Annotated in this window: 7 protein-coding genes and 1 rRNA gene (1 of these 8 only partly in view); 5 read left to right on the plus strand and 3 right to left on the minus strand. The window is 63.6% G+C overall.

The window, feature by feature from the left end; all coding sequences use genetic code 11:
* Positions 1-1,322 (minus strand): 16S ribosomal RNA (locus tag IVA96_RS13605); it reaches 167 nt to the left of the window's first position.
* Between the two features lie 1,004 nt (positions 1,323-2,326).
* On the opposite strand from IVA96_RS13605, the gene IVA96_RS13610 reads away from it, so the two are divergent.
* From IVA96_RS13610 to IVA96_RS13620, 3 genes are all read left to right on the plus strand, one after another.
* On the plus strand, positions 2,327-4,390 hold the full coding sequence (locus IVA96_RS13610; protein ID WP_247417812.1) for a M23 family metallopeptidase: 2,064 nt from the start codon (positions 2,327-2,329) through the stop codon (positions 4,388-4,390).
* A gap of 94 nt (positions 4,391-4,484) precedes the next feature.
* Positions 4,485-6,116 carry a hypothetical protein gene (locus IVA96_RS13615; RefSeq protein WP_247276783.1) on the plus strand — a complete coding sequence of 544 codons (1,632 nt, stop codon included), beginning with the start codon at positions 4,485-4,487 and terminating at the stop codon, positions 6,114-6,116.
* An 87-nt stretch (positions 6,117-6,203) separates the two neighbouring features.
* Positions 6,204-6,470: a hypothetical protein gene (locus tag IVA96_RS13620; RefSeq protein ID WP_247276784.1), complete on the plus strand. Its 267-nt coding sequence runs from the start codon at positions 6,204-6,206 to the stop codon at positions 6,468-6,470.
* A gap of 79 nt (positions 6,471-6,549) precedes the next feature.
* Here the strand turns inward: IVA96_RS13620 and clpB are convergent, their stop codons facing one another.
* Entirely contained in the window at positions 6,550-9,189 is a 2,640-nt protein-coding gene (clpB, locus tag IVA96_RS13625) for an ATP-dependent chaperone ClpB (protein ID WP_247276785.1), read from the minus strand.
* Between the two features lie 235 nt (positions 9,190-9,424).
* Here clpB and IVA96_RS13630 point away from each other — a divergent pair, with 235 nt between their 5' ends.
* A complete protein-coding gene (locus tag IVA96_RS13630) occupies positions 9,425-10,213 on the plus strand; it encodes an MOSC domain-containing protein (protein WP_247417816.1) in 789 nt (262 codons plus the stop codon).
* A gap of 123 nt (positions 10,214-10,336) precedes the next feature.
* Here IVA96_RS13630 and IVA96_RS13635 read toward each other — a convergent pair whose 3' ends face one another.
* Positions 10,337-11,023, minus strand: a complete 687-nt coding sequence (locus IVA96_RS13635) for a TIGR02594 family protein (RefSeq protein ID WP_247279680.1) — start codon at positions 11,021-11,023, stop codon at positions 10,337-10,339.
* A gap of 197 nt (positions 11,024-11,220) precedes the next feature.
* Here IVA96_RS13635 and IVA96_RS13640 point away from each other — a divergent pair, with 197 nt between their 5' ends.
* Positions 11,221-12,084, plus strand: coding sequence for an alpha/beta hydrolase (locus IVA96_RS13640; RefSeq protein ID WP_247279681.1), 864 nt, complete (start codon positions 11,221-11,223; stop codon positions 12,082-12,084).
* The last annotated feature ends 162 nt before the right edge of the window (positions 12,085-12,246 follow it).

Below are 12,246 nucleotides of genomic sequence, written 5' to 3' on the forward strand. Positions count from 1 at the left end.
TATTCACCGTGGCGTGCTGATCCACGATTACTAGCGATTCCAACTTCATGGGCTCGAGTTGCAGAGCCCAATCCGAACTGAGACGGCTTTTTGAGATTTGCGAAGGGTCGCCCCTTAGCATCCCATTGTCACCGCCATTGTAGCACGTGTGTAGCCCAGCCCGTAAGGGCCATGAGGACTTGACGTCATCCCCACCTTCCTCGCGGCTTATCACCGGCAGTCTCCTTAGAGTGCTCAACTAAATGGTAGCAACTAAGGACGGGGGTTGCGCTCGTTGCGGGACTTAACCCAACATCTCACGACACGAGCTGACGACAGCCATGCAGCACCTGTGTTCCAGGCTCCGAAGAGAAGGTCACATCTCTGCGACCGGTCCTGGACATGTCAAGGGCTGGTAAGGTTCTGCGCGTTGCGTCGAATTAAACCACATGCTCCACCGCTTGTGCGGGCCCCCGTCAATTCCTTTGAGTTTTAATCTTGCGACCGTACTCCCCAGGCGGAATGCTTAAAGCGTTAGCTGCGCCACTAGTGAGTAAACCCACTAACGGCTGGCATTCATCGTTTACGGCGTGGACTACCAGGGTATCTAATCCTGTTTGCTCCCCACGCTTTCGTGCCTCAGCGTCAGTATCGGGCCAGTGAGCCGCCTTCGCCACTGGTGTTCTTGCGAATATCTACGAATTTCACCTCTACACTCGCAGTTCCACTCACCTCTCCCGAACTCAAGATCTTCAGTATCAAAGGCAGTTCTGGAGTTGAGCTCCAGGATTTCACCCCTGACTTAAAGACCCGCCTACGCACCCTTTACGCCCAGTGATTCCGAGCAACGCTAGCCCCCTTCGTATTACCGCGGCTGCTGGCACGAAGTTAGCCGGGGCTTATTCTTGCGGTACCGTCATTATCTTCCCGCACAAAAGAGCTTTACAACCCTAGGGCCTTCATCACTCACGCGGCATGGCTGGATCAGGGTTGCCCCCATTGTCCAATATTCCCCACTGCTGCCTCCCGTAGGAGTTTGGGCCGTGTCTCAGTCCCAATGTGGCTGATCATCCTCTCAGACCAGCTACTGATCGTCGCCTTGGTGAGCCATTACCTCACCAACTAGCTAATCAGACGCGGGCCGATCTTTCGGCGATAAATCTTTCCCCGTAAGGGCTTATCCGGTATTAGCACAAGTTTCCCTGTGTTGTTCCGAACCAAAAGGTACGTTCCCACGCGTTACTCACCCGTCTGCCGCTGACGTATTGCTACGCCCGCTCGACTTGCATGTGTTAAGCCTGCCGCCAGCGTTCGCTCTGAGCCAGGATCAAACTCTCAAGTTGGACTTGAACTTTGAACCGGCTGATCACAACGTTTGACGAGGTCCCACCATACTCGCGAAGCGATTCACATCGCTTGCGAACTGACCTCAATGAAGAGGCCATGGTGTTACCTTTGAAACGTGTACCGCCGAAGTCTTTCGTCCGGTCTCGATCAGAAAAGCCGAAGCTTCCCAGAAGCGAGACCCGCAAGGACTCCGCCGTCCACGTTTCTCTTTCTTCATCTTCACTTGTCAAACAGCCCGGGACCTTGGAGGCCCCAACCTTCCAGCGTGGAAGGGTTCCGACACCCTTACCGACGATGAATGACTCCAACCGACTGGTGTCGATTGTTGTGTCACTCAACAAGGTGAGGAGCATCAGTGGCGCGTTCGCTCGCCTTGGTCAGTGACCCGGCGGCGCCGCGCTCAGTGGTTGGGGTTATAGTCCCCCCTCATCGGGATTGTCAACGCCCATCGTCAACAAATCGTCGCACAGTGGATCGACGAAAAAAATTCTCGTGTTTCCAGGCAGTTAGAAGGACGGAGAACGGTCGGGCTGATGCTGTGCGAGGAAAAAACTGAAAAAAGTTTGCGCCCCCGGCGGGCTCTGGAGCGGGCTTCGGCGGCGGCTTGGGAGAGGGCTTGGGACGCCCGTCCGGGGAGGCTTCCCGCGTCCGCCCTTCAGGAAACTTTTTCCATATGAGGCGCCGTACTTGAGCCACAATCCCGCGGCGTTCTGATAAGAGACAAGCTTGAATCGCGGGGACGCCAGTGGGGGCTGCCGGCGGTTTTCATGGGTCAGAGGAAGGCGATCTTGCAGATGGCGCGGCCTTCCTCCGGCATTCGAGAGACATCGAGAGACCTTTTTCCGTTTAGCTGTTCGTAATTTCGGCCGGCCCGTCATCGGGGCCTTCTGACCGCGAACGCCTATGCGGCTTGCCCTTTTCCTGCGATACGCCTCGAAGAGGGCGACCGGGAAAAGGCTCGATACGGGGCTTTTGGGTCGTTGAATTGGGGGACTTTGGGTTGAGCCACAGGACGTCACGCAGCGCTTACGGGCGTGAGACCGGGATCATCGATCTCGGCCACGAGCCGCCGCTGTCCGTCGACGGTTCTGAGGCCGCCGTGATCGATCGCCGCCGCGTCTCGGTACAATGGTTCAGCGGGACGATTCTGACCGGACTCTGCGGCGCGGCCCTCATCGGCGGCGCCGTTTTCGCGTCGCTCGACGGCGAGATGACCTTCGCCAAGGTGCCGGAGCGGGTCGAAGGCGCGCTGCGCGGTGCATTCGGCGCAGCCGATCGCGCCGCCACGCTGCACAAGAGCGACCGCCTGCCGCCGCCAAGCGAATCCACGGCTTCGCGCAACATCGTCCGCGTCTCCACGGTCGCCCGCGTCGGCAACCGCGACGTGATGCGGGTGCGCCCGTTCGTCCGCATCGCCGGCAATCTGTCGATGACGACGAGCGATCTGTCGGCGAAGATTCCGCCGTTCAACGCCCAGCGCATGCTCACCGACGTCGGCTCCGATCCGAAGACCGCCTCCGACGACCCGAACAATCCCGAAGCCGTCGAGCCCGACGCCGAGGTCTCCTTCGTCACCAAGGACCTGTCGCCGGTGCTGCCGAAGGCCAAGATTTCCGCGGTGGTGGCGCTCGACGACATCCTGATGCGGGTGCGCGATGCCGCCAATTGGCGCGGCAATGGCGGGGTGCGCTACGCCTCGCTCGCCAATGCCGCCGCCGACGTCTCCGGCGCGACCGGCGCCTCCGACATCAAGATGGCCTATGCCACCGAAGTATCGCGGTCCGATCCCTATGCCGGCTTCGAGACGCGCGTGGTGCCGGAAAACGTCACGCTGCTGCCCAAGACCAAGGAGCAGATCACCGGCGGCAATCCCAACGGCGAACGCGTCCACATGGTCAAGAAGGGCGACAGCGTCGCTGGCGTGCTGCGCGATCTCGGCGCCACCGCCGACGAGATCAAGGCGATCACCGCAACGCTCGGTCCGCGCGGCCGCGACGGCGGCCTGAAGGAAGGCGAGAAGCTCCGCATCCTGATGGCGCCCGCAAGCCCCGGCGCGCGCCTGCAGCCCTACCGCGTCGTCGTCGCCAACGACACCATGGTCGAGGCGATCGCGGCGCTGTCCGATCTCGGCAAATACGTCGCGGTCGACGTCTCCAGCATGAACACCGTCACCGACGCCGCGGCCAACGCCAACAGCGACGACGATGACGACGATGACGGCTCCGGCGTGCGGCTCTATCAGAGCATCTACGAGACCGCGATGCGCAACAAGGTGCCGATGCCTGTCATCGACGACATGATCAAGATCTACTCCTACGACGTCGATTTCCAGCGCAAGGTGCAGCCGGGCGATTCCTTCGACGTGTTCTACGCCGGCGAGGACGAGGGCGTGACCGCCAGCGAGAAGAATGAGGTGCTGTTCGCTTCGCTCACCGTCGGCGGCGAGACCAAGAAATACTACCGCTACCAGAGCCCCGACGACGGCGTCGTCGACTACTACGACGAGACCGGCAAGAGCGCGAAGAAGTTCCTGGTCAGGAAGCCCGTCAACAACGCCATCATGCGCTCCGGCTTCGGCGGCCGCCGCCATCCCATCCTCGGCTACGTGAAGATGCACACCGGCGTCGACTGGGCCACCGCCTACGGCACGCCGATCTTCGCCTCCGGCAACGGCATGATCGAGAAGGCCGGCCCCGAGGGCGGCTACGGCAAGTACATCCGCATCAAGCATGCCAACGGCTACGAGACCGCCTACGGCCACATGTCGGCCTTCGCCAAGGGCATGGAAGTCGGCAAGAAGGTGCGCCAGGGCCAGGTGATCGGCTTCGTCGGCTCATCCGGCCTGTCGACCGGCCCACACGTCCACTACGAGATCCTGGTCAACGGACGGTTCGTCGACCCGATGCGGGTAAAGCTGCCGCGCGGGCGCTCGCTGGAGGGCCCGATGCTGGCGAGCTTCGAGAAAGAGCGCGACCGGCTCGACGGCATGATGAGCGGCCGCGGCGGCGCGATCGCGAGGATGTCGGATGCGACCGGCGGGCCGTTACAGGTGACGAACCGCTAAATCGGCACGGCCGGGCGCTACCTCACAACGTCAAGTTTCGTTTGCCAAAGCCGCTTGACGGGCGAATACTTTCCGAAAAATGGGAGGTCTCGCCATGAAGAACAGGCTCGCCTGCGCAGCCCTGGTTGCTGCAGTTTTCTCCATCACGAGCGCATCGGCTGAGACCTTGCCGGCAAGCTGGGAGGTCACCAAGCTCGTCCCGGGCTCCGCATTCCACGGCGTCCATGGGCTTGGCATCGACAAGGCCGGCCATCTGTTTGCCGGCAGTGTCGCCGGCGCCGCGCTCTACGAGGTCGACATCGCAGGCGGCACGGCCAAGATCGCGATCCCCGCTCCGATCGGAATGGCCGACGACATCGCGTTCGCGCCCGACGGCACCATGGCCTGGACCGGCTTCCTCGCCGGCGATCTCTATGCACGCAAGGGCGACGGCCCGATCAAGAAGCTTGCTTCCGGCCTTCCCGGCATCAACTCGCTCGCCTTCCGCAAGGACGGCAGGCTCTACGCCACCACCGTCTTCCTCGGCGACACGCTCTACGAGATCGACGTCGAGGGCATCAAGCCGCCGCGCCAGATCATGGAGAAGATGGGCGGCCTCAACGGCTTCGAGTTCGGTCCCGACGACAAGCTCTACGGCCCGCTCTGGTTCAAGGGACAGGTCGCAAAAGTCGACGTCGACAAGGCCGAGCTGACCGTCGTCGCCGATGGCTTCAAGGTTCCGGCCGCGGTGAATTTCGATTCCAAAGGCAATCTCTTTGTTGTCGACACCGCGCTCGGCCAGCTCGTCCGGGTCGATCCGAAGTCGGGCGCCAAGACCATAGTCGCGCAACTGAAGCCGTCGTTGGACAATCTCGCGATCGACGGCAACGACCGCATCTACGTCTCCAACATGGCCGATAACGGCATCCAGGAGGTCGATCCGGCGACCGGCCAGGCCAAGCAGATCATCATCGGCAAGCTGGCACTGCCCGGCGGCATCGGCGTCACCTCGAACAATGGCAAGGATACCATCCATGTCGCCGACGTGTTCGCCTATCGTACGGTCGACGGTGCCACCGGCGAGGTCACCGAGAAGGCGCGCATGCACGCCGCCGGCGTCACCCTCGAATATCCGATGAGCGCGACAGCAAAGGGCAACGACGTGGTCCTGTCGAGCTGGTTCACCGGCACGGTGCAGGTGATCGACGGCAAGACCGGCGCCACGCGCGACATGCTGCACGGTTTCAAGGCCCCGCATGACGCGATCGTGCTCGCGGACGGCAGCATTCTGGTGGCCGAGCTCGGCACCAAATCGCTGGTCAAGGTCAGCGGTGAGCATGGCCAGGATCGCGCCACGCTGGTCGGCGATCTCGAGGGCCCGGTCGGTCTCGTCGGCGGATCGGCTGGCGAAGTCTACGTCACCGAGGCCTTCTCCGGCGCCGTCTCCCGGATCGACAAGAACGGCGCAAAGACCGTGCTCGCCAAGGAGCTGAAAATGCCGGAAGGCATTGCGCGCGCCAGCGACGGCAAGCTCATCGTGGCGGAAGTCGGCGCCAAACGATTGGTCGAGATCGCGCCGGAGACCGGCAAGGTGACGGAGATCGCGGCCAATCTTCCGATCGGCCTGACAGGCGCACCCGGCGGCCTGCCGACGCATATCCCGACGGGCGTCGCGGTCGGTGCGAGCGGCGTCATTTACTTCACCTCGGACGTGGAGAATGCGATCTACAAGGCAGTGAAGAAGTAGCGATCGCTGGACAAGAGCTGACCGCGGAACCCAGGCTCGGGTTCCCGGTTAGACGCTGACGGAAGCCCACCAGCAGGAGGACCGCCCATGACGCGCCTCTCACGTGACGACGTCGTCAAGGCCGTGGACCGCGCCGATGACGTCACTATTGCCCAGATCATCGGGACCGGCGCGACGGCCGAGGAACTCGCCGAAGCCCAGGCCTGGCTCGCCAACGACGAGCCGATGATCAACGACTTGCGGCCGCTGGCGCAGGGCCGGGTGCGCGAGCTGGTGGATATTCTCTCGGAGCTCGAGGAGGACGACGAGGAGCAAGGCCCCGCCGCTCCCGGCTCCGCGTCCGCGCTCAGCTAGCCGGCGAGCCAACCGACGAATTCGCCCCGGAAAGACAGATCTCTCCGGGGCGTCCTGTTGCTTCAGGCGGCAGAAACGCTCAGTTCAGTTTCCGCTTCGGCACCGGGGCCTCGAACTGGGCGATCTCCGCGGTCTGCGGCGCCTTGCCGTTGAAGGTCAGCACATTGCCCTCGGACGAGATCGCAACGCTGTCGCCGTCTCTGACCTCGCCGGCCAGGATCATCTCGGCGAGCGGGTCCTGGAGATAGCGCTGGATCACCCGCTTCAGCGGCCGTGCGCCGTAGGCGGGATCCCAGCCCTTGGCAGCGAGCCAGTCGCGGCCTGCGGCATCGAGCGTCAGCACGATCTTGCGATCGGTGAGGAGCTTCTGCAGCCGCGCGAACTGGATCTCGACGATCCGGCCCATCTCGCTCTTCTGCAAGCGGTGGAACAGAATGATCTCGTCGACGCGGTTGAGGAACTCGGGGCGGAAATGCCCACGCACCATTCCCATCACCTGCTCGCGCACGGCCGAGGTGTCCTCCCCTTCCGGCTGGTTGACCAGAAATTCCGAACCGAGGTTCGAGGTCATGATGATGAGCGTGTTGCGGAAGTCGACGGTGCGGCCCTGGCCATCGGTCAGGCGGCCGTCGTCGAGCACCTGGAGCAGGACGTTGAACACGTCGGGATGCGCCTTCTCGATTTCATCGAACAGCACCACCTGATAGGGCCGGCGCCGCACCGCTTCGGTGAGCGCGCCGCCCTCGTCATAGCCGACATAGCCCGGAGGCGCGCCGATCAGCCGCGAGACCGAGTGCTTCTCCATGTATTCGGACATGTCGAGGCGGACCATCGCGGTCTCGTCGTTGAACAGGTACTCGGCGAGCGCCTTGGTCAGCTCGGTCTTGCCGACGCCGGTGGGGCCCAAGAACATGAACGAGCCGGTCGGCCGGTTCGGGTCCTGCAGGCCTGCACGCGAGCGGCGCACGGCGGTTGCGACCGCACGCACGGCTTCGGCCTGGCCGACGACGCGCTTGCCGAGTTGCTCCTCCATCTTCAGGAGCTTCTCCTTCTCGCCCTCCAGCATCTTGTCGACGGGCACGCCGGTCCAGCGCGAGACCACCTGCGCGATGTGGTTGGCGGTGACCGCCTCCTCCATCATCTCGCCGGCGTTCTCCTTGGCCTCGATCTCCGCGAGCTTCTTCTCCAGCTCCGGGATCCTTCCATAGGCCAGCTCGCCGGCCTTCTGGAATTCGCCGCGCCGCTGGGCGTTGGCCAGCTCGACTCGCAGGCCGTCGAGCTCGGCCTTCAGCTTCTGAGCATCGGAGAGCTTGGTCTTCTCCGCGCTCCAGCGCGCCGTCAGTGCCGCAGACTTCTCCTCAAGCTCGGCAAGGTCCTTCTCCAGCGTCTGGAGCCGGGACTTGGAGCCGGCATCGCTTTCCTTCTTCAGCGCCTCCTGCTCGATCTTGAGCCGGATGATCTCGCGGTCGAGCGAGTCCAACTCTTCGGGCTTGGAATCGACCTGCATCTTCAGCCGCGCCGCGGCCTCATCCATGAGGTCGATGGCCTTGTCGGGCAAGAAGCGGTCGGTGATGTAGCGGTTGGACAGGGTCGCGGACGCCACAAGCGCCGAATCGGTGATCCGCACGCCATGGTGCTGCTCGTACTTGTCCTTCAAGCCGCGCAGGATCGAGATGGTATCCTCGACCGACGGCTCGCTGACGAAGATCGGCTGGAAGCGCCGCGCCAGCGCAGCATCCTTCTCGACGTGCTTCTGGTACTCGTCGAGCGTGGTCGCGCCGATGCAGTGCAGCTCGCCGCGGGCGAGCGCCGGCTTGAGCAGGTTGGAGGCGTCCATCGCGCCATCGCCCTTGCCGGCGCCGATCAGCGTGTGCATCTCATCGATGAACAGGACGTAGGTGCCCTCGCTCGCGGTGACTTCCTGGAGCACGGCCTTCAGCCGCTCCTCGAATTCACCACGGTACTTCGCGCCGGCGATCAGGGCGCCCAAGTCGAGCGCAAGCAACTTTTTGTCCTTGAGGCTGTCGGGCACATCGCCATTGATGATGCGCAGCGCCAAGCCCTCAGCGATGGCGGTCTTGCCGACGCCGGGCTCACCGATCAGCACGGGATTATTCTTGGTCCGGCGCGACAGCACCTGGATGGTGCGGCGAATCTCCTCGTCACGGCCGATGACCGGGTCGAGCTTGCCATCGCGCGCCGCCTGGGTGAGGTCGCGGGCATATTTCTTCAGCGCGTCGTACGCATTCTCCGCGGTCGCGCTGTCCGCGGTGCGGCCCTTGCGCAGGGCTTCAATGGCCGCATTGAGATTTTGCGGGGTGACACCGCCCTTGTTGAGGATCGCGCCGCCCTCGCTGGTCTTCTCCAGCGCAAGACCGAGCAGCAGCCGCTCGACGGTGACAAAACTGTCGCCGGCCTTCTCGCCGGCCTTTTCCGCCGCGTCGAAGGTGCGGGCGAGTTCGGGCGCGAGATAGATCTGGCCAGCGCCGCCGCCGGAGACCTTGGGTACCTTGTTCAGGGCGTCCTCGGTCGCCTTCAGGATTGCACGCGAATTGCCGCCGGCGCGGTCGATCAGACCGGCAGCCAGCCCTTCAGTGTCGTCCAGCAGGACCTTCAGCACATGCAGGGTGGAAAACTGCTGGTGCCCCTCGCGCATCGCAAGCGACTGCGCGGATTGGATGAAGCCCCTGGAGCGTTCGGTGTACTTCTCGATATTCATGTCTCTTCTATCCCTCGGCCTGCCCTCGGAGCCCTCAAAGGCACTCCAGACGGCATCTTCATTGGGTTTCCGATCACCGTATTGACGTTTCAACCGGTAACGGTGTTCTGCCGGCGTTGCCGCCGGCCTGAGGCAAATGTGGGAAGCGGGTCGCGGATGCGGAAGAGGCGCGTTCACAATTTCGTGCGCTCATGGGCCGCTTGGCGCGGGCCTGCCGAATCCCCTAAGTAGCGGCATGATAGCCAGCCGCACCGCCGAGATTACCGGCCTCTACCGCTACCCGATCAAGGGCCTGACACCGGAACACCTGACCCGCGTCGCGTTGCGGAGCGGCCAGACCCTGCCCGCCGACCGCCGCTACGCCATTGAGAACGGGCCGAGCGGGTTCGATCCCGAGGCGCCCCAGTGGAAGCCGAAAATCCAGTTTCTGATGCTGGCGCGCAATGAGCGACTGGCCTCCCTCGACAGCCGGTTCGAGGACGCGACCAATCGCCTGACCATCCGCAAGGACGGCCAGATCGTCGCCAGCGGCGATCTCGAGAGCGCTGCCGGGCGCACCGCCATCGAGAGCTATTTCAGGGAGAACTTTCAGCCGGAACTGAAGGGCCCACCCAAGGTCCTGTCCGGCCGCGACCACAGCTTCTCCGACGTCGCCCGCAAGGTCGTGTCCATCATCAATCTCGACAGCGTCCGCGCCCTCGAGACCATGCTCGGCGACGCCACCGTCCACCCGCTGCGCTTCCGCGCCAATCTCTATGTCCAAGGTTGGCCGGCTTGGTCCGAGCTCGACCTCGTCGACCAGACGCTCGCAATCGAGCGGGCGCGGCTGAAGGTGGTCAAGCGCATCAAGCGCTGCCCGGCCACCAACGTCGACCCGGTGACCGCCAAGCGCGACCTCGAGATCCCGCCGGCGCTCTCGCGCCATCTCGGCCACATGGACTGCGGCATCTATGCCGAGGTGATCGAAGATGGCGAGATCGGCGTCGGCGATGCGGTCGCGGTGGGAGAGCCGAGACTGGTGTGAGCCGATACCGCCTCAACACACTCCGTCATTGCGAGGAGCACTTGCGACGAAGCAATCCAGACTGCTTCCGCGGAGGGATTCTGGATTGCTTCGCTGCGCTCGCAATGACGGCAGCGACGACCGTCAATTCGGCATCACATACGCATAGATCTTGCCGCGCGAGACCGGCGCCTCGCGGACGCGGTTGCCATTGTTGCCGGAGATCATGATCGGATTACCCCGCGCATCGATGCCGCTGATGATCCCGACATGGCCGCCGCGGCCGCCGCGCGACATCACCGCGATGGCGCCGACCTGCGGACCGGAGATGCGCGTGCCGTAGCGCGCGAACGAGCTCGCCATATCGGAGCCCGTGCCCTGATGCCCAGTATGTTGCAGCACCATGTTCATGAAGCGTGCGCACCACAGGCTGCCGCGTCCCGTGGGATTGCCGCCGAGATAGCGGCGAGCCTCGGACACGAGGCCCGATCCGCCGCCGAAACCGCCGCTGCTCATGGCGTTATTGGCCAAGCCGCTAGGGGCTATTCCATTAGTGGCCATGCCGCCGCTATTGGCGTTCGGATCATAGCTCGCCTGGGTGTTGGCGAATCCACTCGCCTGCAATCGCGCCGCGCTGCGCTCGAAGCGCGAGCTGCGGGCATGGTGGCGGTAGTGATGATGTCTGGCGTGGTGCACGTAAGCGTGCCGCTCTGCGCTATGGCGATGATGCGGCCGCGCTGAGGCCGGAGAAACGAACGCGACGACCGCCGCGAAGAAGAGCGCCAGCGCGACAACACAACGCGACAGGCGAGACGCAAACAACTCGAACATTCTTCATCCTTCGTTACACCCCCACTTCCCCGATCGGCCCGTGCACGGCCGACAACTACTTTGCGTATCAGAATCCCGATGTGGCGAGATCAAGACACGTCCTGGGAGATTTTGCGCGGAGGTTAACGGTGCTAGAACCCTCATGCGCGAACTGCAGAACGGCATTCCAATGCCGCAGCACTCTCAGGGAGAACCGCATGCCTTACGCCGTGACGAAGGATGATTGCCGTCTGTATTTCGAGGAAGCCGGCGCCGGCACGCCGATGATCTTCCTGCACGAGTTCGCGGCCGACTACACCAATTGGGAGCCGCAGATGCGCTACTTCTCGCGCGGCCATCGCTGCATCACTTACTCTGCGCGCGGCTACACGCCGTCCGACGTGCCCGATGGCGAGGCCTACACCTACACGCATTTCTACACCGACGCGCTCGCGGTGCTCGATCACCTCGGGATCGAGCGCGCGCATCTCGTCGGCCTGTCGATGGGGGCCTACTCCTCGCTTCAGATCGGGCTCAATGCGCCACAGCGCGCATTTTCGATGACGCTGGCCGGCGTCGGCTCGGGCTCCGAGATCGATAATCTCGACGCCTGGCGCAGGCAGTGCCGCGCCAATGCCGAGCAGTTCGAGGCGCTCGGCTCCGCGGAAGTCGCAAAGGTCACGCGCGAGGCGCCGAGCCGGATTCCCTTCCTGGTGAAGGACCCGCGCGGCCATACCGATTTCTACGCTGCCCTTGCTCGCCACGATGCCAAGGGATCGGCGCGCACGATGCGCGGCTTCCAGGGCGGCCGTCCCTCGATCTATACTATGACGGATGCGATCAGAGGCGTTGCAACGCCGGCGCTGATCATCTGTGGCGACGAGGACGATCCGTGCGTCGGACCGAGCCTGTTCCTGAAGAAGCATCTTCCGGCCGCAGGGCTCGCGATGTTTCCGAAGTCGGGCCACGTCCTCAACCTCGAAGAGCCCGCGCTATTCAACGAGAGCGTGGAGCGGTTCGTCACGCTGGTGGAAGCGGGCCGCTGGCCGGTGCGCGATCCGAGGTCGGTGGCAGCGCATTAGCGTATTGACGAAAGCCAATGCGGGCGCGCTGTCATCCCCCGCGAAGGCGGAGAATCCAGTACGCCGCGGCCTATCGTTTAATTACTCCCGTCTCGGCGCACCGGATCGCCCCGGTCCCGGCTCCGCCAAGGCTACGCCGAGGCCCACAGGAGTGCTCGGCCC

It is taken from the genome of Bradyrhizobium sp. 159 (assembly GCF_023073795.1).
GTDB lineage: Bacteria > Pseudomonadota > Alphaproteobacteria > Rhizobiales > Xanthobacteraceae > Bradyrhizobium.

Excerpts from the sequence above, each read along its gene's own strand:
- IVA96_RS13640 (WP_247279681.1), top strand. The coding sequence starts at position 11,221 with ATGCCTTACGCCGTGACGAAGGATGATTGCCGTCTGTATTTCGAGGAA.
- IVA96_RS13620 (WP_247276784.1), top strand. The coding sequence starts at position 6,204 with ATGACGCGCCTCTCACGTGACGACGTCGTCAAGGCCGTGGACCGCGCC.
- IVA96_RS13635 (WP_247279680.1), bottom strand. The coding sequence starts at position 11,023 with ATGTTCGAGTTGTTTGCGTCTCGCCTGTCGCGTTGTGTTGTCGCGCTG.
- clpB (WP_247276785.1), bottom strand. The coding sequence starts at position 9,189 with ATGAATATCGAGAAGTACACCGAACGCTCCAGGGGCTTCATCCAATCC.
- IVA96_RS13630 (WP_247417816.1), top strand. The coding sequence starts at position 9,425 with ATGATAGCCAGCCGCACCGCCGAGATTACCGGCCTCTACCGCTACCCG.
- IVA96_RS13615 (WP_247276783.1), top strand. The coding sequence starts at position 4,485 with ATGAAGAACAGGCTCGCCTGCGCAGCCCTGGTTGCTGCAGTTTTCTCC.